27 protein-coding genes are annotated in these 26292 nt (G+C 44.5%); 16 read left to right on the forward strand and 11 right to left on the reverse strand.

Translation table 11 applies throughout. The annotated features are described in order from the left end of the window. Positions 1 to 170: 170 nt before the first annotated feature. The 5 genes from JSY38_RS11515 to JSY38_RS11535 form a co-directional block, all read right to left on the reverse strand. On the reverse strand, positions 171 to 1265 hold the full coding sequence (locus JSY38_RS11515) for a sulfate/molybdate ABC transporter ATP-binding protein (RefSeq protein ID WP_205113340.1): 1095 nt from the start codon (positions 1263 to 1265) through the stop codon (positions 171 to 173). Next, a complete protein-coding gene (cysW, locus tag JSY38_RS11520) occupies positions 1262 to 2143 on the reverse strand; it encodes a sulfate ABC transporter permease subunit CysW (RefSeq protein WP_114412964.1) in 882 nt (293 codons plus the stop codon). Before cysW ends, JSY38_RS11515 begins: the two co-directional genes overlap by 4 nt. Positions 2144 to 2152: 9 nt before the next feature. Beyond that, complete coding sequence (cysT, locus tag JSY38_RS11525) at positions 2153 to 3013, reverse strand: sulfate/thiosulfate ABC transporter permease CysT (protein WP_114412963.1); 861 nt, start codon at positions 3011 to 3013, stop codon at positions 2153 to 2155. Between the two features lie 116 nt (positions 3014 to 3129). Further along, positions 3130 to 4143 carry a thiosulfate ABC transporter substrate-binding protein CysP gene (gene cysP, locus JSY38_RS11530; RefSeq protein ID WP_205113341.1) on the reverse strand — a complete coding sequence of 338 codons (1014 nt, stop codon included), beginning with the start codon at positions 4141 to 4143 and terminating at the stop codon, positions 3130 to 3132. A gap of 135 nt (positions 4144 to 4278) precedes the next feature. After that, a complete protein-coding gene (locus JSY38_RS11535) occupies positions 4279 to 5250 on the reverse strand; it encodes a LysR family transcriptional regulator (RefSeq protein WP_205113342.1) in 972 nt (323 codons plus the stop codon). An 85-nt stretch (positions 5251 to 5335) separates the two neighbouring features. Here JSY38_RS11535 and JSY38_RS11540 point away from each other — a divergent pair, with 85 nt between their 5' ends. Then, positions 5336 to 6091, forward strand: coding sequence for an SDR family NAD(P)-dependent oxidoreductase (locus JSY38_RS11540; RefSeq protein WP_205113343.1), 756 nt, complete (start codon positions 5336 to 5338; stop codon positions 6089 to 6091). Here JSY38_RS11540 and JSY38_RS11545 read toward each other — a convergent pair whose 3' ends face one another. Together JSY38_RS11545 and JSY38_RS11550 are read right to left on the reverse strand one after the other, a co-directional pair. Next, positions 6092 to 6403, reverse strand: a complete 312-nt coding sequence (locus JSY38_RS11545) for a cupin domain-containing protein (RefSeq protein ID WP_205113344.1) — start codon at positions 6401 to 6403, stop codon at positions 6092 to 6094. A 193-nt stretch (positions 6404 to 6596) separates the two neighbouring features. Continuing rightward, a complete protein-coding gene (locus JSY38_RS11550) occupies positions 6597 to 6767 on the reverse strand; it encodes a hypothetical protein (RefSeq protein WP_205113345.1) in 171 nt (56 codons plus the stop codon). A gap of 138 nt (positions 6768 to 6905) precedes the next feature. Here JSY38_RS11550 and JSY38_RS11555 point away from each other — a divergent pair, with 138 nt between their 5' ends. From JSY38_RS11555 to JSY38_RS11565, 3 genes are read left to right on the forward strand one after another with little or no spacing between them, the layout of a single operon-like run. After that, a complete protein-coding gene (locus JSY38_RS11555) occupies positions 6906 to 7136 on the forward strand; it encodes a Trp family transcriptional regulator (RefSeq protein ID WP_205113346.1) in 231 nt (76 codons plus the stop codon). Then, entirely contained in the window at positions 7133 to 8548 is a 1416-nt protein-coding gene (locus JSY38_RS11560) for an anthranilate synthase component I family protein (protein WP_205113347.1), read from the forward strand. Before JSY38_RS11555 ends, JSY38_RS11560 begins: the two co-directional genes overlap by 4 nt. 7 nt (positions 8549 to 8555) lie before the next feature. Beyond that, positions 8556 to 9218 carry an anthranilate synthase component II gene (locus tag JSY38_RS11565; RefSeq protein ID WP_205113348.1) on the forward strand — a complete coding sequence of 221 codons (663 nt, stop codon included), beginning with the start codon at positions 8556 to 8558 and terminating at the stop codon, positions 9216 to 9218. A gap of 64 nt (positions 9219 to 9282) precedes the next feature. Here the strand turns inward: JSY38_RS11565 and JSY38_RS11570 are convergent, their stop codons facing one another. Beyond that, the gene (locus JSY38_RS11570; protein ID WP_205113349.1) at positions 9283 to 10023 is read right to left on the reverse strand and encodes an ElyC/SanA/YdcF family protein; all 741 of its coding nucleotides are present in this window, start codon (positions 10021 to 10023) and stop codon (positions 9283 to 9285) included. A 183-nt stretch (positions 10024 to 10206) separates the two neighbouring features. Here JSY38_RS11570 and JSY38_RS11575 point away from each other — a divergent pair, with 183 nt between their 5' ends. After that, a complete protein-coding gene (locus tag JSY38_RS11575; protein ID WP_205113350.1) occupies positions 10207 to 10836 on the forward strand; it encodes a LysE family translocator in 630 nt (209 codons plus the stop codon). Between the two features lie 73 nt (positions 10837 to 10909). Then, entirely contained in the window at positions 10910 to 11920 is a 1011-nt protein-coding gene (locus tag JSY38_RS11580; protein WP_239543955.1) for a phosphotransferase, read from the forward strand. Here JSY38_RS11580 and hrpB read toward each other — a convergent pair. Together hrpB and JSY38_RS11590 are read right to left on the reverse strand one after the other, a co-directional pair. Further along, the gene (gene hrpB / locus JSY38_RS11585) at positions 11906 to 14434 is read right to left on the reverse strand and encodes an ATP-dependent helicase HrpB (protein ID WP_205113351.1); all 2529 of its coding nucleotides are present in this window, start codon (positions 14432 to 14434) and stop codon (positions 11906 to 11908) included. The two genes, JSY38_RS11580 and hrpB, sit on opposite strands and share 15 nt — an antisense overlap. Positions 14435 to 14481: 47 nt before the next feature. Then, on the reverse strand, positions 14482 to 14796 hold the full coding sequence (locus JSY38_RS11590) for a 2Fe-2S iron-sulfur cluster-binding protein (RefSeq protein WP_239543956.1): 315 nt from the start codon (positions 14794 to 14796) through the stop codon (positions 14482 to 14484). 122 nt (positions 14797 to 14918) lie between these two features. Between JSY38_RS11590 and JSY38_RS11595 the strand changes: the two genes are divergently transcribed. The 10 genes from JSY38_RS11595 (at position 14919) to JSY38_RS11640 (ending at position 25307) form a co-directional block, all read left to right on the forward strand. After that, the gene (locus JSY38_RS11595) at positions 14919 to 15653 is read left to right on the forward strand and encodes a response regulator (RefSeq protein ID WP_205113352.1); all 735 of its coding nucleotides are present in this window, start codon (positions 14919 to 14921) and stop codon (positions 15651 to 15653) included. Next, on the forward strand, positions 15654 to 18182 hold the full coding sequence (locus JSY38_RS11600) for a PAS-domain containing protein (RefSeq protein ID WP_205113353.1): 2529 nt from the start codon (positions 15654 to 15656) through the stop codon (positions 18180 to 18182). A 154-nt stretch (positions 18183 to 18336) separates the two neighbouring features. Beyond that, on the forward strand, positions 18337 to 19368 hold the full coding sequence (locus JSY38_RS11605; RefSeq protein WP_205113354.1) for a sugar ABC transporter substrate-binding protein: 1032 nt from the start codon (positions 18337 to 18339) through the stop codon (positions 19366 to 19368). 132 nt (positions 19369 to 19500) lie between these two features. After that, positions 19501 to 20583, forward strand: a complete 1083-nt coding sequence (locus JSY38_RS11610) for an ABC transporter permease (RefSeq protein ID WP_205113355.1) — start codon at positions 19501 to 19503, stop codon at positions 20581 to 20583. Then, positions 20583 to 21380: an ATP-binding cassette domain-containing protein gene (locus tag JSY38_RS11615; protein ID WP_114412942.1), complete on the forward strand. Its 798-nt coding sequence runs from the start codon at positions 20583 to 20585 to the stop codon at positions 21378 to 21380. The genes JSY38_RS11610 and JSY38_RS11615 overlap by 1 nt, the downstream gene beginning before the upstream one ends. 67 nt (positions 21381 to 21447) lie before the next feature. Further along, on the forward strand, positions 21448 to 22440 hold the full coding sequence (locus JSY38_RS11620) for a substrate-binding domain-containing protein (RefSeq protein WP_205113356.1): 993 nt from the start codon (positions 21448 to 21450) through the stop codon (positions 22438 to 22440). Positions 22441 to 22519: 79 nt separating this feature from the next. Then, positions 22520 to 23407, forward strand: coding sequence for an AEC family transporter (locus JSY38_RS11625; protein ID WP_114412940.1), 888 nt, complete (start codon positions 22520 to 22522; stop codon positions 23405 to 23407). A 21-nt stretch (positions 23408 to 23428) separates the two neighbouring features. Beyond that, complete coding sequence (locus JSY38_RS11630; RefSeq protein WP_205113357.1) at positions 23429 to 23995, forward strand: mechanosensitive ion channel family protein; 567 nt, start codon at positions 23429 to 23431, stop codon at positions 23993 to 23995. An 88-nt stretch (positions 23996 to 24083) separates the two neighbouring features. Next, positions 24084 to 24359 (forward strand): hypothetical protein, encoded by a 276-nt coding sequence (locus JSY38_RS11635; protein ID WP_205113358.1) that lies wholly within the window; start codon positions 24084 to 24086, stop codon positions 24357 to 24359. A gap of 117 nt (positions 24360 to 24476) precedes the next feature. After that, a complete protein-coding gene (locus JSY38_RS11640) occupies positions 24477 to 25307 on the forward strand; it encodes an ion transporter (RefSeq protein ID WP_205113359.1) in 831 nt (276 codons plus the stop codon). 24 nt (positions 25308 to 25331) lie between these two features. Here JSY38_RS11640 and JSY38_RS11645 read toward each other — a convergent pair whose 3' ends face one another. Further along, the gene (locus JSY38_RS11645; protein WP_205113360.1) at positions 25332 to 26228 is read right to left on the reverse strand and encodes an EamA family transporter; all 897 of its coding nucleotides are present in this window, start codon (positions 26226 to 26228) and stop codon (positions 25332 to 25334) included. Positions 26229 to 26292: the final 64 nt, after the last annotated feature.

The raw sequence follows: 26292 nt of genomic DNA on the forward strand, positions 1-26292 counted from the left end.
ATAATTTTTTGTGGACACAATATCCGATTTTTAAAGCAAAATAAATGCCGCCAATTCTAAAGTATAGTCTTTAGAATTGAGCTGTAGATAACAATAAGCGTGACAGACGCTTTATCTTCTTGGGTAAAGAAAAAGCAGCTCAAATGATGCTGCTTTTTTAATGTATTTTGTTATTTTTCCCAGCTTAATAGCACGGGCTTCTGTGCGTCATGAGCAAAGAAGTAACCCGCTTTCGGAGTGACATACAAAGTTTGCCCTTTGTCGAAGCAGTTTTTATCGAATGCTTTGTGAGGTAGATCGATTTCCCAGACGTCGTTGCTTTGCCAATCAATCGGAGTGAGCTCTAGACGTACTTCGGCGCCAATCGGGTTGATGGCAATGACGCGCAGCGGCAAGCTGGCTTGCGCCGTTGGTTCTCTTGATACAAAGAACTCATGAGAGCGAATATACAATTGTCCGTCTTTTTGTTCTGCACCATTTGGCAGAGCGATACTGGCTTGCTGATTTTGCCAGTTGCCGTTTTCCATTTTGCCTTCAAAGACATTGGCGTTACCAAGGAAGTCGAATACAAATCGGCTATTGGGTGACGCGTAAAGTGCTCCGGGTTGGTCGATTTGTTCAATGTGTCCATTGCTCATGACGACAACGCGATCAGACAACTCCAAGGCTTCTTCTTGGTCATGGGTAACGAAGACACTGGTGAAACCTAGCTCATCGTGCAATCCGCGTAACCAGCGACGTAGTTCTTTACGAACCTTGGCATCTAAGGCGCCAAAAGGTTCGTCTAGTAACAAGACTTCTGGCTGAGTCGCCAAGGCGCGTGCCAAAGCAATACGCTGCTTTTGACCGCCTGAAAGCTGAGATGGGAAACGGTTAGCAAGATGTGCAAGCTGTACCATTTCCAGTAAATGCATCACACGGGTTTTGATTTCGGTCGGGCTTGGGCGTTCTTTACGTGGTAAGACTTCTAAGCCAAAGGCCACATTGTCAGCCACTGTCATATGGCGGAACAAGGCGTAGTTTTGGAATACAAAGCCCACGCGACGATCTCGCACATGCAAGTTAGTCACGTCTCGGTCGCCAAATTGAATGCGGCCTGTGTCTGCGCCTTCGAGCCCAGCGATAATACGTAGCAAAGTGGTTTTCCCTGAACCAGATGGTCCAAGCAAGCCAATCATTTCGCCTTCGTTGATATCTAATGACAAAGGTGACAAGGCTTGAAACTGCCCAAAGTGTTTGGAAATGTTTTCAATCAAAATGCTCATTGTGTCACCTGTCTTTCTTTTTCAGCTTCAATTTTTAAACTACGTTCCTGACGCCATTCGATGAAGGCTTTCAACAACAAGGTAAGTAGGGCAATCATTGCCAAAAGCGAGGCGCTGGCGAAGGCTGCCGCTGCTTGGTAATCCTCATATTGTGCTTGTACTAATAATGGCAAGGTATTGGTTTCGCCTCGAATGTTGCCAGACACCACAGACACTGCACCGAACTCTCCCACGGCGCGCGCATTGGTTAGGATAACGCCATAAATCAGCGCCCATTTGATATTTGGTAGAGTCACACGGCGGAACAGCTGCCAGCCAGAAGCGCCCAGAATCACCGCCGCTTCTTCGTCTTCTCGTCCTTGTTGTTGCATCAAGGGGATCAATTCACGTGCCACAAACGGACAAGTTACAAACACGGTTACCATGACAATACCCGGCCAAGCGAACATCAATTGGATGTCTTGATCATACAACCAAGAGCCAATCCAGCCGTTATTGCCGTACAGCAATAAGTACAATAAACCAGCGACCACAGGGGAAACTGCGAAGGGAATGTCCATCAGGGTCATCAAAAGTTTGCGACCTGGGAATTCAAAACGCGTCACAGCCCATGCGAGCATAACGCCGAAGACCAAGTTGATTGGCACTGTTAACGCCGCAACGACTAGAGTTAAACCAATCGCGTGCAAGGTGTCGGCTTCAATCAAACTGTTGAAGTAGTGAGCAGCCCCTTCCATAAACGCCTGCTGGAAAATGGCAATGAGCGGCACAACTAACAAAATCGCGGTCAAAAACAGCGTGAGACCAATGAGTAACCATTTCACCAATGGGCTGTCGCCGACTCTAAGTTGGTTCGATGAGTGTTTAGACGATGACATATAAGCTTCCTAACTGCGTCCGTGAAGACGACGTAAATAACGCGCCTGCCAAATGTTAATGGCGAACAAGAGGATCAGCGACGCCATCAGTACAACCGAGGCAATGGCGCTGGCGGCAGGGAAATCGAACTCTTGTAAGCTAACGAATATCATTAAGGACGTAATCTCGCTGACGTAAGGCATGTTGCCCGCGATAAAGATCACCGCGCCAAATTCGCCTAAGCTACGAGTGAATGACAAGGCAATTCCCGTCATCAATGCTGGCCACAAGGCGGGGAAAATAACCCGACGAAATACAGACCAATCGGACGCGCCTAAGGTCATTCCTGCTTCTTCCTCTTCTGGTGACAGTTCTTCCAATACTGGCTGAACGGTTCTTACCACAAAAGGAATACTGGTAAATGCCATGGCAAGCACAATACCCCAAGGTGTGTAAGCGACTTTTAGCCCTAGGCTTTCGAGGATTTCACCATACCAACCATTTTGCGCATATAAGGTGGCTAAAGTGATACCGGCAACCGCGGTTGGCAAGGCAAAAGGCAAATCCACCAAGGCGTCTAGAATACGGCGTCCGGGGAAGTCGTATCGAACTAACACCCATGCGAGCAATAAACCAAAAAAACCGTTAAAAATCGAAGCAAGTAAAGCTGCCCACAGCGTCACCTTGTAACTGGCAACAACGCGTTCGTCGCTAATCACTTGCCAATATCTGTCCCAGCCCATATCGACCGATTGCATAACCAGCCCGCTCATTGGGAGTAATAGAATCAAGCTGATAAACAGTAGAGACGTGCCCAAACTCAAACTGAGTCCGGGCAAGACGCGTTTATGGCGAGGCCGAGTCTCGGTCGCGCTTAGATGTGTTGCCATGTATTTGCCTATTAGGGTCTTAATGAAAGCAGTTCAATAATAAAGACGCTAGTCGCTTTAGAGACAGAAAAGCCGGAGACGCAAGCGTATCCGGCTAGTTGTTATCTATTTAGATATTAGCGGCGCTGAAGTTGGTCTAGTTTACCACCATTTGCGAATAATTCTTTAGTCGCTTGTGGCCAGCCGCCAGCAATATTTTCGACGGTTAACAAATTCACTTCAGGAAACTTGTCGGCAAATTCTTTTTTCACTACGTCGTTGTGTACGCGGTAGTTGAAACCCGCCAATAGACGCTGAGATTCTTCGCTGTACAAGTAGCTTAGGTATTCATGAGACACTTCTTCTGTGCCGTTTTTCTTCGCATTTTTTTCCACTACAGCGACTGGGAATTCCGCCAAGATAGATGTCTTTGGTACAACCACTTCGTACTTGTCTGCACCGTATTGGTTACGAATATTGTTTACTTCCGATTCGAAGGTAATCAATACATCGCCAATGCCACGCTCAACAAAAGTCGTTGTCGCGCCACGGCCACCAGTATCAAACACAGACACGTTTTTTAGGAAAGTACCTAGGAAATCATCCACTTTCGCTTCGTTGTCTTTACCGAAGGTATTTTGTGCATAACCGTAAGCCGCTAGGAAAGTGTAACGACCGTTGCCAGAGGTTTTAGGGTTTGGGAACACCAATGCCACATCATTACCAGCTAGATCGCCCCAGCTTTTGATATTTTTCGGATTGCCTTTACGAACTAGGAAGGCAATCGTTGAATAATAAGGCGAGCTGGCATTTGGGAATTCATTTTTCCAATCTGCTGGGATCATTTTGCCTTTGTCATGCAAAACTTGAACGTCAGTGACTTGGTTAAAAGTAACGACGTCTGCTGACAAGCCATTCATGATGGCGTTGGCTTGTTTTGAAGAACCTGCGTGAGACTGTTTGATCTCGATGGTTTTGCCCGTTTTCTCTAACCAATGTTTTTCAAACGTTGGGTTGTAAGTGGCAAACAACTCACGAGCGATATCGTAAGACGTGTTAAGAATTGTTTGATCCGCAGCCGACGCTTGAACGGCTCCGCTCAATAACAATGTACCAATAATAGATTTTAAAAAGCGTTGCTTAGATTTCATAGTGACCTCATCTGGGAAGCTTAATATTTCATTATGTGAGAGGTTACTTAAAAGATTTAGTTATTACAACGGCTATAAATAAACTTTTTTGGAATATGCATAAGGCGTTTTTTGCAAAAGATATTTTTCAATTATTTAATTCTTTAAAAAATGTTTCGTTTCAATGACTGATTGCAGCCAATCCATAAATACAGTTAGGCGTTTGGTTGTTTGTCTACGTGATGAGTAGAGTAAAGACACCGGCATTGGCTCGGCTTCAAATTGAGGTAGGACAGAGATGAGTAGGCCTTTCTTGATGAGGTTTTCTGCGCCAATAGCGGGGAGTTGGGCAATGCCAAGCCCTGCTAAACAAGCATCTAAATAAGCATCTGTGCCATTAACCGCTAGGCTGCTTGGCATGGGTTGTTGTTTTACTGTGTCGCCTTCCATGTATTCAAATTGGGCGTCGAAATTACCGAGCATATGAGAATATCCAATCAGTTTATGATTGGCTAATTCTGCAAGACTCTGTGGAATACCATATTTTTTAACATAGCTTGGCGATACGCAGTTTACGCTTCGGTACAGCGTTAATGGGCGAGCGATAAGGCTACTATCTTCAAGATCACCCACCCGAATGACGCAATCAATGCCTTCTTTAATCATATCTACTCGATAATCTGCGCTGCTGATCTTTAAGCGTATGTTCGGGTATTTTTCGAGAAAGTCGGCCAAATGCGGAATGACAACCGTAGTGGCAAAGCGGCTTGGCATGTCGACTCTGAGTACACCGCGAACATCATCAGGGTTGCGTTGGAACTGGCTTCCTAGGGCATCTAGTTCGGCGAGCAGTGTTTGGCACTGTGGCAAGTAGGTCTCACCGTCTTGCGTTAAGGTGATGCTGCGCGTACTGCGATGAAAAAGCCGCGTGCCTAATTCACTTTCAAGTCCTTGTATGGCACTGGATATGCTTGATTTTGGTAAGCCAAGAGCGTCTGCTGCTTTGGTGAAGCTACCGAATTGAGCAACCAATACAAAGCGCTGCATGGCTTCAAACTTGTCCATCTCTTCTACCTTTGTTCGCTTAATACGAACAATGTTATCACTTTTATCATGTATATCGATCACAATAAATTATCTACTCTGTTCAACGTGCCCAGAGCCGATATGGTTTAAGGCTTTAAAATTCTTACAGAATAGATTGGAGTGAGTGATGAATAAATTAGCAATTATTACTGGTGCTAGCCGTGGTTTAGGAAAAAACAGTGCTTTAGCGTTAGCTGACAAAGGCATAGATGTTATTTTTACTTATCACAATAATCTTCAAGCGGCACAAGATGTGATTGAAGAGATTAAACAAAAAGGCCAAAAAGCTTTTGCTCTTCAATTGGATACACGCGATTTTGATGCCGTTCCTGAGTTCGTTAACCAGCTTCAAAATTTATTGGTCAATGAGTTTGCACGAAGCGATTTCGATTATTTGTTAAATAACGCTGGCACAGGTTTGCGTGCAAGTGTTGAAGAAACCACTTATGAAGAGCTAGAAAATATGCTGGCGATCCATGTAAAGGGGCCTTTCTTTTTAACGCAGGCATTATTACCACATATTAAAGACGGCGGTCATATTCTCAATATTTCTTCTGGTTTGGCACGGTTTAGTATGCCAGGTTCAAGTGCCTACGCGATGGCCAAAGGTGCTGTAGAAGTCATGACACGTTATATGGCTAAAGAGTTCGCAAACCGACAAATCCGCGTAAATACCTTGGCACCAGGCGCTATCGCTACAGACTTTGGCGGTGGTAATGTGCGTGACAACCAACAAGTGAATAAAATGGTGGCATCTGTTACCGCCTTGGGGCGGGTTGGAGAGGCGGACGATATTGGTAAAGCCGTTGCCATGTTACTGAGTGAAGACAGCGGCTGGATTACGGGACAGCGTATTGAAGCGTCTGGCGGTATGTTTCTATAACTACACACTGCCTTCTTTTTCAATCACTAAAATGCGCGCCTCACCAACGGGGTGCGCAACATGTTCAGTGCCAATCGCCGCGTAGAAAATATCGCCGACAGACATCAATTGAACAAGCTCTTTTCCATCGACTCGATAGTGCATATTCACCTCGCCGTCTAACACCACAAACACTTCTTCACCATCATTGATGTGCCATTTATAAGGTTGATCCGTCCAATGTAAACGCGTCGTCACGCCGTTCATATTGGCAATATCCAACGCGCCCCAAGCACGATCTGCAGTGAAATCTTTGGCTTTGATGAATGTCATTGTTTTTATTCCTGAATGAGAGATACAGCACGACGTTAGAATGTCATAGCAATGAAGACAAGGTAGTATTTTCGCTTAGGTTAAAACGACGGTGATAAAGGTCAAAATGTGGGCCGGATGTGGCAAAGTGTTGGGAGGGGTAGGGGGGGGATAAAAATGTTGATTAGAGACCGCTTTTAAAACGATCTACTTGCTATTTAGTATTTACGTTTTCAATCACTTTTTCTCGCGCCTCTTGGTTTGAAAGGCCTTTGCCTTCAGTAAACTGTTGTTCTGCTATTTTTATTTCCTCAGCAAGTTGTCGCTCATTGTGGGTGGCGACGGCTTGTTCTAGCGATTCTTTTAAGTCTTCATAGAAGTTCATTTCTTATAACCTACTTAGCTCAGATTTAGTTGTTTTTATTTTAGTGCACTTTTCATGCTTATGCTCTTGCTTCACTATCATGAAATCTATATTGTACTAGTACGTGAATACATAACTGTTTATCAAATAGAAGTGCCTATGAAAGATTTGGTCCAGTTTTTAACCGAAGCCGGTGATGAAGTGGTGTTGGAGAAGCGCTTGAAAGCTTTGCTAACACCGAAGGAAATCAATGAGATGCAACACAGGTTACAAATTTTATCTCTGTTGGAGCAGGGTGTTCCGCAGCGAGACATTGCGAAACAATTGGGTGTGGGTATTGCCACTGTAACCCGTGGTTCCCGAGCATTGAAGGAATTAAAAGAGATATGAGTTCATATAATAAAAAGCCGCAGCGCATCACGCTGCCGCGTAAGCCTAAGTACGTCACTATCAGTTCTGCCTGCGATTTTTTTGATCTGTTTAAAAAGATCGAGAAGCGTTTTGATAATTGTTTTATGTTGGAATCTCTTGGTGAAGAGAGCTTTATTTCCCGCCATTCGATCATTGGCTTTGACCCTGAAAAATTGATTTGGGCCGAAGGCAAGCAGCTGTTTATCCAAGAACGTGATGGCAGCACGGAATCTTACGAATCTGATAATCCATATTACTTGCTACGTGACATTGTGCCGCAGAACATTTTGTCGCGCGGTTTTGCTGGTGGTTTAACGGGTTATATCGGTTACGACAGCATGAATTACTTTGAGCCAACCTTGGATCTGCAATCGAGCGAGATGTTTGATGCGTTTCGTTTTGGTTTGTACAAAGATGGCTTGATTCTGGATAAGATGACAGGCGAAGTTTTTTACTTTTATTACGACGATAATTCCACTGGAAATCGTGTGGAATTAGTGAACGGCATGATGGCGGAACCAACGCCAGAAAACGGTCCATTTGTGGTCACGCCAGCGGGCGAGTCCATGAGCAAAACCGATCACGCTGATGCGGTTGCTAAGGTGAAGCAAGACATCATCGAAGGTAAGATTTTCCAGTGCGAAGTGGGCTTCAAAAAATGGTTCGATATGGAAGGCGACACTATCAATTTGTACGAGCAATTGCGTGAAGTGAACCCATCGCCGCAAATGTATTACATTAATTTTGGTGAGCAAAAAGTTATCGGTGCCAGCCCAGAATTGTTATTCCGTGTGCGCCAAGGCGAAATGGAAACCTTCCCATTAGCGGGTACAGCGAAGCGTGGTAAAGACGCCGCAGAAGACACCGCCTTTGCGCGTGCTTTGTTGAATGACCCAAAAGAAATCGCCGAACACAATATGATTGTTGATCTACATCGTAACGACATCGGCCGTGTGGCGCGATTCGGTACGGTAAAAGTGCGTAGTTTGATGGACATTAAACGCTTTAGCCACGTTCAGCACATTTCCAGCGAGATTGTCGGCATCATGGCAGAAGATCACGACATGTTCTCTGCCTTGGCGAGTAACTTCCCCGCAGGAACCTTGACGGGCGCGCCAAAAATCGAAGCCATGAAGATCATCGATGATTTGGAAAACGACGGCCGTGGGCCTTACGGTGGTGCGGTTGGTCAGTTCTCTTTCAATGGCGACTGTATGTTTGCGATTCCAATTCGTACTGTGTTTGCCAAGGGCAACAAAGCTTATGTGCAAACCTGTGGCGGCAATGTGTATGACTCCAATGCCGAAGACGAATACGAAGAAATCCAACGTAAATTTGCTGGCACTAAACGCGTGTTAGACAGCTTTGCACCAAAAGCGAATCAGGAGTAAGGGAAGCATGAAAGTTTATATTATCGACAACTACGATTCCTTCACTTACAACCTGTATCAGTTTATTGGTGAAGTGTTAGAAACCGAAAAAAGCCGTGGCGAGATTGACACTTTTGAGGTGATTGTCAAACGTAACGATGAAGTCACGTTGGATGACATTCGTGCCGCTGCGCCAGATCGCATCATCATTTCTCCAGGACCAGGCTCTCCAGACGACAAGGCGTATTTCGGTGTGTGTGCCGACGTCATTCTAGAGTTCGGTAAAACCATTCCACTAATGGGCGTGTGCTTGGGAATGCAGGGAATTTGTCATGTATTTGGCGGCAAAGTAGTGAAAGCGCCATTGCCAATGCATGGTAAAACCAGCCCGATTACGCACAACGGCGAAGGTATTTTCCATGACATTCCAGATCAATTAGAAGTCATGCGTTATCACTCGCTCATCGCCGAAGCAGAAAGCTTTCCTGACGTATTGGAAGTCACCGCCTCGGTAGGTGATTTAAAAGAAGCCGACTTCAACGACATTGCTACGATTCACCAAGGCGGCAAGTTTGAACTGATGGGCGTTCGTCATAAAGAATACCCGATCCAAGGCATTCAGTTTCATCCAGAGTCCTTCGCAACCGAAGGCGGAAAAGACCTAATCAGAAACTTCTTGTTTCAGGTTTGATGAGTTAAAAATTTAGTACCTTTGAAGTAATAGAAAAGCAGTGCTCAGAAATGGGTGCTGTTTTTTAATTTTTAATCCATTGCCAGCCACGTCCGAGCCATTCATAAAAAGCGCGCTGGCTTTTGTAAGCAGCGTTGGCGTCGATTTGCCAGTCGCTTTTCTCGGACCCTAAATACAGAGCCGGTGCAGGAATAATGTTGATGCCGGTTTTTTCGAAGAAGATAGACGCACGCTTGAGGTGTGATGCTTCTGTTACCAAGGCCGCGAGTTTCCCTTCTAAATACGGTTTCATCATATTAGCTTCCTCTTCGGTGTCTTTGGCGAGAGGAAAGGCTTTAATTCGGTTGGGTTGTACGCCTAATTCTATGGCTGCTCGGCGCATGACTTCTGCGTGAGGTTCTCTCATTTCACCAGAGTAACCAGACACAAATAATTGCGCGTTTGGGTTGGCCTTTAAAATGCGCAAACCTTCCTCAAGTCTGAATAGTGCGCTGTTGCCTAGTGCCATGATTATCGGTGTATTGCTTAAATCTTTGTGTCCACTGCCAAGAACGATCACTGCGTCTACCGGTTGCTGAATATTAAACACAGGATAGTCGTGTTCTACCGTCGCAATCAGTGTATTGGAAACTGGGTTCCAGCTGGTTAATCCCAACATTAATATGCCGCAAAAGAGGAAAAATTTAGCGACTTTAGGCCATTTCTTCATCAACAAGAATGCGAGACTCATGGCCAGCAAAGTGAGAGGAATTGGCATAAGCATCATGCCGATGGTTTTCTTAAGGTAAAAAAGAACAATGCCCATGGAGCTATCTCTTTAATTATGTCGTTTTAGAATACAGAGAGCATAAAGTAGTAGGTAGTCATCTTAAAGTGAAAGTGCTCATAGAATTTAGTTTTTAAGGTTCGTTATTTGAATGGTTTTAAGTATTGATCTTTACTACTGGCTATGGATTGATAGAGGTCTATTTAATAAGGAGAAAGCTCTATGTTGATTGAAGTTTGGCTCGCTTTTGTTGTCGCGTCTATTACCATGTTGGTCATTCCTGGCCCAACGATTTTGGCTGTGATTGCGAATTCAGTAGCCCATGGTCGACGAGCGAATATCCCTTTGGTGGTTGGTGTGGCGCTGGGGGATTCCACCGCGTTATTAGCTTCTTTAGTTGGATTAGGGGCTTTGTTTTCTGTGTCGGCTTTTTGGTTTACTGTGGTGAAGGGGGTTGGTGGCTTATATCTTTTGTATTTGGGATTTAAGTTACTTAGGTCAGGCGCATCACCAATGAAGATTCCTTCATCTGACAAGCTCACGTCAAAATGGCGTCTGTTTTTGAATACCTACATTGTGACGGTTTTGAACCCCAAAGGTATTATTTTCTTTGTGGCATTTTTGCCGCAGTTTGTTTCTCCCCATGGCAATGCTGCTGAGCAGCTTTGGATTTTGGCGATTACCTTTGTCACGTTGGCGACCTTGTCTGCATCTACCTATGCCTTTTTTGCACTGAAAGCTCGTACGCTGCTGTCTTCTGAAAAAGCGATGCGCGGCTTTAATCTGGCAGGTGGTTCCTTGATGTCGATTGCTGGTATTTGGGCGTTGTTTGCTCGTCGAGTCTCATCTTAGTCATTGCGATTCCAAAAGGCGTTTTAGCGTACCGTTTTATGGGTAAAATAGTCGCGACTTTTACGTGGATTTTATGAATATGATGACGCCCGAGATTTTTATTAAGCGCCAATGTAAGGCCGACACAGTGGAGCGAACCTCTTTGATTCAGTCATTGTGGAGTGGTTACGGCGAGGTGGTGCGTTATTCGCTAACGGGACAAGAGTCGCCATCGTCTGTGATCGCCAAACATTGTACATTTCCCATGGACGTGAATCACCCTAGAGGCTGGCATTCGGATCACGCGCATTTGCGTAAAGTTCGCTCATATAAAGTTGAGCAGAATTGGTATCGACAATGGGCGTCCCGCTGTAATCTTTCGGCTCGAGTTGCACAGTGCTACGGTGATTTGTATGACGAAAAGACAGGGCATCGATTAACCTTATTAGAAGATTTAGACGCTGCTGGCTACGCGGATCGATATAACGCTCACAATATCGAGTATTTGATTTCTTGTATTAATTGGCTCGCAGCGTTTCATGCGGGCTTTATTCACCCAACACCTTCTTCTGATTGGCCGCAAGGCTTGTGGCGCAAGGGAACCTATTGGCACCTTGATACTCGGCAAGAAGAGTGGTCAGTCATGGCTGAGGGCGAATTAAAATCTGCCGCGTCTGAATTGGCAAAATGTTTGGATAACGCACGCTTTAAAACCATCGTGCATGGCGATGCTAAAGTGGCTAATTTTTGTTTTTCTCCACTCGATAATCAGGTGGCGGCTGTGGATTTTCAATATGTGGGTGGTGGTGTTGGAATTCAGGATCTAGCGTACCTTTTAGGGAGTGCGTTATCTGAATCTGAACTGACAGAAAATATAGACTACCTACTGGAGCATTATTTCTCTGAGCTAGGGCGTGAGTTAATGGCGCAAGGAGAATCGCAAGCTTTTGCTCAAGAGGTTGTCGAAGAATGGCAATACTTGTTTCCTATCGCTTGGGCTGACTTCCATCGTTTTATTATGGGCTGGTCTCCGACTCATCCGAAGAACACACCTTTTAGCCAGCAACTAACGGATCAAGCACTAAGACAGTTACGACGATCTTAGTGCTCGGTTTGTTTTCGCAGTGGCTTCTGCACTCATAGGGTCTTCTGGCCAAGGATGTTTCGGATATCTTCCGCGCATTTCTTTGCGTACTTCAGGGTAAGCCTCACGCCAAAAGAAAGCCAAATCTTGGGTCACGGCAAGTGGTCGCTGCCCTGGCGAAAGCAGTTCGATACGGACGATTTGATTGAGTACGGTTGGGCTATTCGTATAGCCAAACATTTCTTGCAGTTTGACCCTTAGGGTTGGCTGTTGCTCACAGTAATCAATAGCATGACTCGCCCCAGATGGCACAGTGATACGCGAGGGGACTTTTTTATTGAGAAATTGCTGTTGGCTCCAATCTAACAGAGATAACAATATATCGTTTAACGGGAGTTTATTCATCGCTTGTTGATTGGTTACTTTACCAAGATATGGCCCGAGCCATTCTTCTAGATCGGCCAATAATGCCTTATCAGAACAGTCTGACCAGAGGTTTTGTTTGTCGTGCATAAAGGCAAATTGTAAGCGCGCTCGAAGCTGCTCGCTGGAATCGTTCCAAGGTAAAACCGAAAGACCTTCTTGGCGAATATGCTGGCAAATCGCTTGGCTGATGTCTGTTTCTGATGGCTTGCTCAGTTTTTGTTTATCAATACACAGTTTGCCGATCCAACGTTGTGATTCACTTAACAGGCGGGCGTCTTTTTTTGACCAAGCGAGATGGTTTTTTATGATAAATAAATCGGAAAAATCATCTATCAACGTGGAAAGTTGGATCGGATAGGCGAGAAAAATACGATCCTCTTCTTGGCCATGATGTCCGCCGATATCCAGCGCGATAAGCCACTCGCTCTGTGCACAAGGGTCGAGTGACGATAGGCTCGCCATGCGCCCATTAGCCAACTTGTAGCGAGTCTTGTCGTGGTCTTGCCCTGAACGTTGAGCAATACGATCCGCAAACGCTCGAATCAACAAAAAGGCGACTTCCTGTTGATTATTAGCTGACGTTTGTTGAACGCTGATTTGCTGACTGCGTCTTTGCCATTGTTGCTGAGCGTTTAAGTAGTTCTGTCTCGGTCGCTTACTCTGCGTCTGATTGTGACCGGCTAACCAGCTCAGTCGATCTGATAAGTCGCTATGATGATTCGCAAAGGGATCGCCTTCCGACAGTATGGTGCAGATGGCGCTGGCTGCATCACTGTCATCATTTTGTTTTCCATCTAAAAGCAATCGAGCGAGTCTGGGTTCGATGCCGAGATTGCTCATTTGCTCACCGAGTTGGCTTAACTTTAAATACGGTTGTGATGTTTGATTTTGTTCAAGAGCTTGCAGATTGGTTAGCAAGTCGATCGATTGTTGCCAGTGGCTGTTTGGTGGCGGTGTAATCCAATCTAATTCAAGACGCTCTTGTACACCCCATTTCGCCAAATCCATCACCAAACTGCTGAGGTCGCTGATTTCTATTTGCGGCTGAGCTTGCGGTGCGAGTTGATGTTGTTGACTTTCGCTCCACCAACGATAACAAATGCCTTCTTCGGTACGGCCTGCTCGGCCCATTCGCTGAGTGGTTTCTGCCTGGGTCGCGCGACGAGTATGTAAGCGTGTCGTTGCTGTGCTGGCATCAAAGCGCGCTTCTCGACTTAAGCCGCTGTCAATCACCACTCGGATACCATCAATAGTTAAACTGGTTTGGGCAATGGCAGTGGCGAGTACAATTTTTCGATTAGGCGCTGTCGTTGGCTCAATGACGGCTTCTTGTTCTTTTAAACTGAGCTCGCCATATAAAGGCAAGATGCTTAAATGTGGTTCATGGCCTAAACGCTGCTGTAACTGGCTTGCCGCTTGGCGAATTTCTTTTTGACCTGGTAGGAAAACGAGTAGGCTGCCAGTTTCTTCATTAAAGGCTTGGCAGGTGAGTCGTACTACTTCATAGGTGACTTGAAAGGTCTTGAGTGCCTTGTTGCTGTAATGAACGGTGATGGGAAAACTGCGGCCTTGGCTGGTTAGAGTCGGGCAGCCGAGTCGTGTTTCAAGCGCCTCGGTATCAAGTGTGGCGGACATGACTAACAGCTTAAGCGGGTCTTCATCGCGATACAGTTGTCGTGCTTGCAAGCATAAAGCAAAAGCTAAATCTGAGTGCAAATTACGTTCGTGGAATTCGTCGAAGATTACTAAAGCAATGTCATCTAAACTGGGATCATCGTGCAGCATACGCGTTAGCACGCCTTCGGTGACTACCAAGACTTGCGTCTGAGCGCTTTCTTTTCCTTCGTGACGAATACGATAGCCAACGCGTTTTCCAAGCGGCTCTTGCAAGGTATCAGCAAGACGCTTTGCAGCCGCTTTCGCAGCCAAACGTCTTGGTTCTAACATGATGATCTTGCGACCTTTTAGCCAAGCTTCATTCATTAAAGCCAGCGGCACTACCGTGGTTTTACCTGCACCGGGCGCGGCTTCTAAAATGGCCTCGTGGTGATGCAAAAGCTGGTTTTTTAGCTGGGGAATAAGTTGGTAAATCGGTAGTTCGTTAGACATAAGACCGCTCATTAATACGCTGTGATAATGATAACGTTTTTAAGCTGTTAGCGCAGTCTCACTTTCGGTTTACCAATGGCGATATCGGTTTTGCAGGTGGCGATGCAAGGCAAGAAATAACCATTTTGCTTTTCTCTGTTGTTTAAGCCATGCGGCAGGCGTTGAGCGTAATCAATTTCACCAGATAGCAAAGGGGTGAGGCAAACGCCACATACGCCATTGGTACAGGCTTGTTTAATTGGAACGCCTGCGGATTTCAGGGCCGACATGATGGTTTCTTCAGGTTCTGCTTGAATGGATTGCTCAGGTTCTAAAAAAGCGAGATGAATCTTTTTCTTCTGAGGTATTAGTTTCTGCTGCACGAGAAGCTTTTCCTTTTGTTAATCTGCTATTAACTTTAACATGATATTAATAGTGCAATGATAGAGGCTTCTCTAGCTTGGTGTGCGTCTAATAAAAACGATAATGGATTCCAACCCAGACAATGACAGAACAACATAAAAAGACTTTATTGGTAGTGGATGACGATCAAGATATTCGTCAGTTGCTTTGTGATGCTTTGTCGCAGAAAGGTTACAAAGTACTGGAAGCGGAAAATGGCAGCCAAATGTGGCTTCACCTTGAAGCTGAGCCAGTCGATTTGGTATTGATGGATCTATATTTACGAGAAGAGGATGGTTTAAACCTTGCTCGTGATACTCGTGAACGTTTTGCAATGCCGATCATGATGTTAACCGGAAAAGGCGATGAAACCGATCGAATCTTAGGGCTAGAGTTAGCCGCAGACGATTATATGATGAAGCCGTTTAATTTACGTGAACTGACAGCGCGAATTCATGCCTTGTTACGCCGTTCTTATCAAGCCCCACCAACAGCGGGAAGTACGATCAATCAAGATCACGACTGTTTAAAATTCGGTAGTTGGACTTTGGATCTCACTGCGCGTCTTTTGCATGATCCGGACGGCAAATTAGTAACATTAACTTTAGGTGAGTTTTCTCTTTTAGAGGTATTAGCGCGTCATCCAGATCGTATCTTTTCTCGTGAGCAACTTATAGAGCAAAGCCGAGGCTTAGAAACTGAGGTATTTGATCGAACAGTTGATGTACTGATTCTGCGCCTAAGGCGAAAAATAGAGAGCAATCCAAAAACGCCTGAGTTCATCAAGACTCAACGAGGTCTTGGTTACTTTTTCCAAGGCCCAGTGCGGATTAATTAAATGCGTTTTACCAGTATTCGTCAAAAAGCCTCCTTGTCTATTTTAGCGATTAGCTTGGTGGCGTTTTTTATGGTGGGGATTGGTTGGCAATCCATGCGCGTCAGTGAAGCTTCTTTATCAGAATTTGAGTCAGAAACCCTACCTGAAATCTCTACCTCTTTAACGCTAGCCGAAGGCGTTGCGCAATTGGCCGCGATAGCACCTTATACCGCAGGTTCTGGGCGTCCTTTTCAGTTACAAACTGAATCCGAGCGCATTCATCGTCGTATTCTTGAGCTGCGCGGAGTTGCTGACAGTTTGACGGATTCTGTCTTTCAACAGGATATCGATAAACGATTGGATGATCTGCAAACCACCCTTGAAGAGCTTGTTGCCTTGGTGCGTGAAGAGTTGTATCTGCGAGAAGACAGCTTGGCGCAACAGTTTCGGATTCGTCAGTTGCCGCTAAATGATGATGCCGCTAGTGTGACTAATCAGCAAGGTTTGGTATGGCTACTGCAATTACTAGAATCGCCGAGTTTGGTGCCAGAAAGCATCTTGGAAAGCTTAAAACTTTCAGAACAAAACGAGCAAGTGGCGAGTATTGCTGATGATTTGCTAATGGCGCATCGACGTTTGAATCAAATACAAGAGCGCAAAAATTATTTGCTGATTGCAATTCGAGCTAAGTCGGAACAATTGAGTAAGCATGTCAGTGATTTCGTTGGTGGTTTGCAAAAGAAAGTGAGCCGTCAACGTCAGGAGGTATCGACCTTTGTAGCCCGTGGTCAGAACTGGATTATCGGTATATCGGTATTTCTTTTGTTGGGTTTGACGCGTCTGTATTGGTACAGCCAGCGGATGACCAAAGATTTAGGCGTTGTTACCAACGACATGGAGCAACTGTCTTTGGGGCGTGTAGATTCAAAGCATACAGGCATTCGTCGTAACGATGAAATTGGTACCTTGGCCGATACCTTTGAGGTATTTCGCCGTGATGCTTTAAGGCGTTTGGAAGTCACAGCCGAATTGTCGGAACAAAAACGCTTGCTCGAAACCATTTTCGATAATATGAACGATGGCCTGAGTGTGTTTTCCTCAAAAGGTACCTTGATTGCTTGGAACTCGGGTTATCAGAAATTGTTTGATTTATCGGACGATGACTTGAGTGTCGGCATGTCAATTGATGAAGTGCAAAGCTTGATTAATCAAGGGCAACATAAAAATCTTAATTTAGAAAACCAGCAAGTTCACATGGAAGAAGTGAACGTTTCTCGTCATTTACGTTTTCAAAGCTTCGAACGCCATTTTGACTCAGGAAAAATCATCGAATTTCGTTCTAAGCCAATGCCTGAAGGTGGTTTTGTTACCTTATATACGGATTTAACTGAGCGAAAAAGCGTTGAAAGTCAGTTACGTCAGGCACAAAAAATGGAGATGCTAGGGCAGCTTACAGGTGGCGTTGCCCATGATTTTAATAATCTCTTAGCGGCGATTATGGGCAATTTACAAATGCTGTCTGACTCTCGCCCACAAACCGAAGATCAAGCAAGATACATAGAACGTGCTTTGGTCGTTTCTGAGAAAAGCAGCAACTTGGTACAGCGCTTATTGGCCTTTAGTCGTCGTCAGCAGCTTTTCCCTGTGTCGATTGGGATTGATGATTTAATTGAAGGCATGCTCGATCTAGTTGAGTACAGTGTTGGTTCACATATTGTTGTTGAAAGCGACCTGCAATGTCCTGATGTGGTGAGTTTGATTGATCCCTCTCAGCTAGAAAATGCCTTGTTGAATTTGTCCTTAAATAGCGCCAGCGCTATGCCGGGTGGTGGGCGTTTGGCCTTTTCAACCAAGCTGTGCACTTTACCTGACAGCGACGTGCCAGCCATTCGTATTCGAGTAGAAGACTCGGGTGACGGTATTGATGATGAAGTAATTGGTCGAATATTTGAACCTTTCTTCACGACTAAGCCTGTCGGCAAAGGCAGTGGTTTGGGGTTGAGCATGATCTATGGCTTTGTTAAACAAAGTGGTGGTGAAATCAAAGTCACCTCCGAAAAAGGTAAATGGACCCGAGTTTGTCTTTTTTTGCCCCAACAAATTACATCGCCCGATTTGATCTTAGATAGTGGCAAAGCGTCTGAAGAAAAAGATATCAATCGAGACGTGATAGTCTTGCCCGAATTGAGTTTGGTGTGGCTGGTAGAAGACGACGAAGAAGTATGTCGAGTCATGCGTGAACAATTAGCAAAAATGGGCTTTATGGTGCAAACCTTTGAATGCGCCGAAGCGGTGGTGAATGCCTTGAATAAAGCCATTGTGCCAGATGCTATAGTGTCGGATGTTAACTTAGCTGGAACCATGAGCGGTGTTGAGCTTGCACACAGTCTGAATTCTGATTTGTCTGGTTTTACCGGGCCAATATTGCTGATGTCTGGCTTGCCAAAAGACGAATTAAAACAAAAATATCAATTAAAAGACGATGATTTATTTATTTCAAAACCTTTTACTATCAAAGAGTTGAGCCAAATATTTCAAATTGAGCGTTGAAATATTACAAATATTACAAAAAAAGATTAAATGATGAAATTATTCATTAGTTTTTTATCTTCATAGTGTTTTACCAAAGCAGAGTCGGGGCTGGATCTGTTTTTGAATGGCATCGCTGCCAATAATAAAAACAAAAATTGGAGTTATAAAAATAATGAAATTCATGCATCGTATTCCGTACAAGAAACTGGCTTGTCTAGTGGCTGCAGGCACACTGTCCACTGTTGCTATGGCAGAAACCCCAATCATAGGTTTGATAACCAAAACCAACACCAACCCATTCTTCGTGAAAATGAAAGAAGGCGCACAGCAAAAAGCCGAAGAGCTTGGTGTTGAATTGCGTACTTTTGCAGGTCGCTACGATGGCGATAATGAAACTCAAGTTCAAGCAGTAGAAAACCTAATCGCCGCTGGCGCGAAAGGCATTCTTATTACACCAAGCGACACCGCAGGTATTGTTCCGACGATTCAAAAAGCACGTGATGCAGGTTTGCTTGTTATCGCGTTAGATACGCCTTTAAGCCCTGCTAGTGCAGCAGACATGACCTTTGCAACGGATAACTTCAAAGCCGGTGAAATGATTGGTATGTGGGCAAAAGCGAAAATGGGTGATAAGGCCAAAGATGCAAAAATTGGTTTGCTAGATTTGAGCACCAGCCAAATTACCGTAGACGTTGCACGTGACCAAGGTTTCTTACAAGGTTTCGGTATCGACCTTAAAGACCCGAAACGCATGGGCGATGAAACAGATACTCGCATTGTTGGTAATGATGTGACTCAAGGTTCTGAAGAAGGCGGCCGTCGTGCGATGGAAAATCTACTTCAACAAGATCCAGAAATTAACTTGGTTTACACCATTAATGAACCCGCAGCTGCGGGTGCGTATGAAGCATTAAAATCATTCGGACTTGAAAAAGACGTGTTGATTGTTTCTGTTGATGGTGGTTGTCCAGGTGTTCGAAATATCAAAGATGGCGTGATCGGCGCTACCTCTATGCAATTCCCTCTTAAAATGGCCTCAGAAGGCGTCACTGCAATTGTTGAGTTTGCAAAATCTGGCTCACGTCCTTCGGCGTCAAATGGTCTGGATTTCTTTGATACAGGCGTTCAGTTAGTGACAGATGAACCTGTGAAAGGGGTTAATTCTATTAGCTCTAAAACAGGTTTGAGTATGTGCTGGGGCTAATCAATCTCTTGTGATAGATGGGTGTTAAGTTACCCTCATTTGCCGTTAGTCGATCTTCTGGCTAACGGCGTTTTTTCTATCTTAAGTGGTCTTTCTTTTCTGCCTAGTAATGTTTCCTGTCTGGAGTAGTCTATGAGTTCTACCAACACAAAACCGTCCACCGCGACACTTGATCATGATAAGGTCGCGGATCAGGCCAGTACCTATGTTGCTAAATTTGAGCGACATGAAACCCCTTTGCAGCGTTTCAAGAAGTTTCTTCATCATTATCCAATAGCTGCGCCTCTGATAGTGTTGCTGTTGGCTGTTATCAGTTTTAGTGTCATTGTCGGTGACCGTTTTTTGCACCCATTCAATTTGTCATTAGTGCTACAACAAGTGACTATAATTGGCGTCATCGGTGTTGCGCAGACATTGATAATCTTAACGGCAGGCATTGATCTGTCTGTTGGTGCCATCATGGTTCTGACCTCGGTTGTTATGGGGCGGATGGCGGTAAATCATGGTATTGATCCAAGTTTGTCTATTTTGATCGGTATCGGTGTTGGTGCCTTAGCGGGTTTTATTAATGGTTTATTGATAACGCGCCTAAAAATACCGCCTTTTATTGCGACTTTGGGCTCTTGGAATGTGTTCTTTGCACTGAACCTTTGGTATTCAAAAAGTGAAACCATTCGCTCGCAGGACATCAGTAATATTGCGCCATTGTTGCAATGGACAGGCCAAACAATTGATTTTTTTGGCGCAAGATTAACTTACGGCTCCCTGTTGATGTTGGGGATTTTCTTTCTCATTTGGTATGCCCTAAATTGGACTGCATGGGGCCGTCATGTTTACGCCACAGGCGATGATCCAGAAGCCGCGAAGTTAGCAGGCATTCGTACTACACGTATTTTGATGTCTGTCTATGTCTTGGCTGGCGTGGTATGTGCTATTGGTGCCTGGGTACTTATCGGTCGTATTGGTTCGGTCAGTCCACAAGCTGGCACTATGACAAACCTCGACAGTATTACTGCGGTGGTTATTGGTGGCTGTAGTCTATTTGGTGGACGAGGCTCTATATACGGGACGCTTATTGGCGCTCTGGTTGTTGGTGTCTTCCGAAATGGTTTAGCGCTTGCTGGTGTTGATGTGCTATGGCAAGAGTTTACTGTCGGTATTTTGATTATTTCGGCTGTGGGCATTGATCAGTGGATTCGAAGAGGGACAGCATAATGACTGCACAATACGATAAAACTCCAGTGTTACAAACAAAGAATTTGGTCAAACGCTATGGCAGTGTGACAGCCATTGATCATGCTGACTTTGAACTCTACCCAGGTGAAATATTAGCGGTGATTGGTGATAACGGTGCAGGTAAATCCTCATTGATTAAAGCCTTGTCTGGCGCTTTGATTCCAGACGAAGGCGAAATTTTATTAGATGGCAAGCCTGTGAATTTTTCTTCACCAATGGAAGCTCGCGCGTTAGGCATCGAAACCGTTTATCAAAATTTAGCGGTATCACCAGCATTAAACATTGCGGACAATTTATTCTTGGGAAGAGAGCTGCGTAAGCCAGGTATTTTGGGTTCGGTGTTCCGCATGCTTGATAAGAAAGAAATGGAGCGCCGCGCTAAGGATAAAATGACCGAGCTGGGCTTAATGACTATTCAAAATATCAGCCAAGCCGTTGAGTCGCTTTCTGGTGGTCAGCGCCAAGGTGTGGCGGTTGCTCGCTCTGCTTTGTTTGGCAGCAAGGTGGTGATCATGGATGAGCCAACAGCAGCACTTGGGGTCAAAGAGTCTCGCCGAGTATTGAACTTGATCAAAGAGGTTCGTGATCGCGGATTACCAATTATCTTGATTAGCCATAACATGCCGCATGTGTTTGAAGTCGCAGATCGTATTCACATCCATCGTTTGGGTAAGCGCGCAGCGATTGTGACACCTCAGTCTCATACTATGTCTGACGCTGTTGCCATTATGACAGGTGCAATGGAGGTTGGAGAGTCAGAGGAAGAAGCGGCTTAAGTCAAACCGCTATTTTTATCTGCCGTTAGGTAGGGCAAAATAGCGGCCTTTCATCAGGGGAAATATTATGGGCCTATTTAAACAGTCAATGTCGCGTTTCATAAAAGCTCGACAGCTTTGGAAAGGCTATCGCCTAATGCCAAGCCTATTGGCGGTTTCGATTGTCGCCGTTTTGCTTTCTCCATTGGCCTCTCAATCCTCAGAGCCACAATCTTCAGAGCTTCAATCCCTTAAATCGATTGGTATTAGCGTAGCTGATTTGGGGAACCCTTATTTCGTTCAGCTGGTGGAGACTGTATCAGCAAAAGCGGAAGAGTTAGCGGGTGAGCCTGTTAAGATGCTAATTCGTTCAGATGCTTACGATTGGCAGCGACAAATTGGTCAAATCAATGATTTTATCGAGCAGAAAGTCGATTTGATCGTCTTAACCGCCGCGGATGAATACAAGGTTGCCGCCGTTGTCGCTAAAGCACAACGAGCCGGTATTAAAGTGATTGCAGTAGACGTAAATGCTCAAGGCGCAGATGCCACTATTACCACTGACAATGTCCAAGCTGGTGTCATTGCCTGTGAAAAACTGGCGGAGAAAATAGGTTATCAAGGTAACTTTGTCATTATTAATGGCGTCTTGGTATCGTCCGTTATTGAGCGGGTTGCAGGCTGTAAATCAGCCTTAAATAAGTACCCAAATATAACGCTGTTGAGTGACAGAATGAATGGCACTGGCAGTGTCGAGGGCGGAATGGAGGCCATGACCTATCTAATGGAAGAGTATGATCATATCGATGCGGTATTTACCATTAACGATCCAACAGCATTTGGTGCTTTACGGGCATCGCAACAGGCCAAACGCAGTGAGTTTGTGTTAGCGTCGATTGACGGTGCGCCTTTTGCTACTGATATTATTAAACAACAGGATAACCCTTGGGTTGCGACCGCTGTTCAGCGCCCCATACCTATGGCGGAAAAAGCCATCGAGATCGGCATGGATTTGTTAAAAGGCAAAGACGTGGCTCAGCGTTTTATTTTGATCCCTTCTGTACTGGTTGAGAAACCTTGATCCTTATTGAGACTGAATTGCCACTTGGTCTTTTTTGGCAAGAGCGTTAAGCTAACGGCCTTCGTTATAGAGGCTATTAATGGACACTTCTACGCTATTTACTCAAATATTTAACACTGTTTTTCCCCTAGCAAGTATTGTACTCGTTGGTTTTTTTTATGCGCGAGTTCGTCCTACTGATATGACGGTGGCGAATCGTTTAAACATCAGCATTTTTTGCCCTGCTCTTATTTTTTCCGTGATGGCCTCAAAAGAGTTCCATATCGCTTTATACGTAGACTTAATTATTGCGGCTACAGTGGTTGTATTGGGCTCAGGCTTACTGGTTTGGCCGTTGTGCAAGTGGTTAAAAATTTCGCCTAAAACTTTAGTTCCTCCTATGATGTTTAATAATAGTGGAAATTTAGGTATTCCACTGATCGTATTGGCGTTTGGTGAGTCCGCGTTACCTATTGCTGTGGTGTTATTTCTTACTGAAAACTTGCTGCATTTTACGGTGGGTATGTATTTGTTAAACCCAAAGTCCAATCTTCTTAATGTAGTAAAAATGCCAATGATTATCGCCACAATACTGGGATTAATTTGGAGTTTACAAGGCTGGACTGTGATGCCAGCAGTGAAAGTGTCTGTGGATATGATGGGGCAAATTGCAATTCCACTGATGCTATTTGCGCTTGGTGTGCGTATGACCAATGTGGACTTTAGTGAGTGGAAACTGGGCGTGATAAGTGGTTTCTTATGTCCATTAAGTGGTCTGATTATTGCTGTTATTTGGTATTACGTCGTTGGTATGTCACCGGAGAATTTTGCTTATTTGTTGATCTTCGCCTGTTTACCGCCAGCCGTGTTGAATTACATGGTGGCAGAGCTATATCAACAAGAGCCTCATAAAGTGGCGTCGATTGTGTTAATCAGTAATTTGATGAGTGTTGGGATTGTCCCTTGTGTGTTGTTTTATGTTTTATAAATCAGTACTAGGAGAAAAGGCATGTTAGTACAAATAGGCTTAATCACTTTATTAGTGGTGGCGTATATCATTGTTTCTCGCATCTTGAAGTCCAGTGTGACGCTTCTTGGCCAGAAGAAATACGCCAATGAAGTCCGCATTACTTATGTATCGAAAATGCTTAATCTGGGCTTTACGGCTATTTTCGTTCTACTGGTTTGTATCGTGCTCGGCATTGGCTACGGTCAACTGGCTATATTTTTCTCCTCTGTGTTTGCTGTTGTGGGTGTGGCGTTATTTGCTCAGTGGTCTATTTTGAGTAACATCACCGCGAGTCTGATTATCTTTTTTGGCTTTCCTTATCGAGTAGGAGATTGGGTAAAGGTGGTCGATAAAGACGATGAGATTTTAGGGCAGATTCTAGAGATATCGACCTTTCATGTGATTATCCAGCGTTTATCCAATGATGTAGTGACTTATCCTAATAGTTTGATTCTACAAAAAGCGGTTGTGCGCTTTGAAAGTCGAGAAGTCGCACAGGCAATGAGCCAATTCAAAGAGTCAGGAGATTCAGAAAATAAAGAGGAGCATAAAAACACGACCCCTTAAAGTTGAGTGAAATTTAAACAATTTTTTTAAGATAGCAGTTCTTTGTGTCATACTAAGAGGCTTTGATCTTTAAGAAAGGAAATCTCTCGTGAAATCCGATCCTGAGTCTTTGTTAAAAAACAATGATGCGCTGATTCATTCCGATGGGCTGAAAGTGAAATCTCATGCTCAACGTCCCCAAGAGGATTGGGTTTTGCACACCTTGATGATCGAAGGATACGACGTACCTTTTCGTTTCAAACGCCAGGGTAAATATCGAACCCTGCGCGGTGCTCGCGTGAACCTCACTTATTATCCTACTCAAGAAATGGTCGCAGGTATTCCTGTTGAAATCATGAAAGTTGTGCGGGTAAAACGTACATAATTAACAAGTCTGGCCACTAAACCTGCTTCTGCTTTTCTTCTGCCTGATATGAACTTAATATGGCGTGGCCTGTCTTTGATTCGGGCTATTATGATTGCATATTAGGTGTAGGTAAAAATGGAAATAGGTCATTCTGGAAGTTTGTTTGCCATGATGAAGCGCATTGAACGCAGTGCGTGGTTTCAGGGTTTTATCATTAGTATTATTGTGGTTGCTGCGCTCACAGTTGGCGCTAAAACCTATGCTTTACCGTATGGTATTGAGAAAGGCATAAATTACTTAGATAATTTCATTACCGTCTTCTTCTTAGTCGAACTTAGTCTGCGCTTTATTGCTTGTGATGATAAACGTCATTTCTTTAAAGATCCTTGGAACATCTTCGACACTATTATTGTTGCTGGTAGTTTGATGCCAATTTCCGAGACCGAGATGATTCTTGTAGCACGCTTGTTACGAGTGTTTCGTGTTTTGCGTCTGGTATCAATCATTCCTGACCTTCGATTCTTGATTAACGCCTTGCTCAAAGCTATTCCCAAAATGGGTTATATCGCTTTGTTGATGTTTATTATTTTTTACATCTTTGCAGCGGTTGGTTCCATCTTTTTCCATCATGTAAACGAGGAGCTTTGGGGCGATATTGCGATTTCTATGCTGACGCTATTTCGTATTGCGACGTTCGAAGATTGGACGGATGTTATGTATGAAACAATGGACGTGTACCCGTTTAGTTGGATCTTCTACATCATCTTTATTTTCTTAACCGCATTTGTGTTTTTAAACATGATGGTGGGTGTTGTGTTAGATGTAATGACACGCGAAACGGCGGAAGAAGAGCACGAAAATCAAGAAAATCATCACCAAGCCTTAGTGACTCAAATCTCAGAGTTGCAAGCTCAAGTAGCGCACCTTGCGGATAAGATCGACGCGCAACAAGAGCGAAAAGATTAACCTACCTTCAATTTCAAAACGACCTCAAGCGGGGCGCTGGCTAACTTTCTTTAACCAGCGCCCACCGAAAGTATTAAGCAACAAGCCAATCAACACGACCAAAATCCCCACCCATTGCATAGCACTTACTGTTTCAGAAAGAAAAATTTCCGCAGAAGTTAGCCCCACAACAGGAACGCCCAAGGTCAACGGTGCTACGGTTGCTGCAGGGTAACGAGACAACAAATAGCTCCACAAACCATAGCCAGCCAAGGTAGCAAAGAGAGATAGGTAGGCAAGTGACGCTATAGATTTAAAGCTTAGTTCAATGATGTTGCTCCACATGACATCGCCGCCATCAATAAAGTAGGCACATATAAAGAAAGGAATTGGCGGAATCCAGCTCGACCAAACGATTAGGTTTAGGTTGGCATCGTAGCCTTTTCGACTAATGATTTTAGTGAAAATATTACCCATTGCCCAGCTAGATCCTGCGGCTAAAGTTAAGCCAAAACCAAGTGCTGTCATGGTGGAGTCTTCATTGTCCAATCCGATGACCGCCAAGCCTCCAATAGCGATACCAATGGCGAGTACTTGATAAGGTCGCACGGCTTCCTTTAGCAATAAGATAGCGAATAATAGAGTAAAAATTGCTTGGGATTGCAGTACCAAAGAAGCCAGACCTGCCGGCATTCCGAAAGATATAGCGCTGAATAAAAAAGCAAATTGGCCGAAGTTCAATGATAAGGCATAACCAATACACCAAAGCAGCGGCGTATTAGGTCGAGAGAAAAAAAAGCAACCAATCATACCTATAACGAGGAAGCGTAATCCGCCCAACATCATTGGAGTGAGCTCGTCTAACCCCCAACGCATGACAATAAAGTTAAAGCCCCAGGCGACAATAATAAAGAGTGCCAAAAACATATCTTTGCGAATCATGTCTAGTCCTTAACCGTATGATGATGAGGCGTAAAGCAGCAAGTTACTTTACGTGTTTTATCAT

Source organism: Marinomonas foliarum, from assembly GCF_016906065.1.
Lineage (GTDB): Bacteria > Pseudomonadota > Gammaproteobacteria > Pseudomonadales > Marinomonadaceae > Marinomonas > Marinomonas foliarum.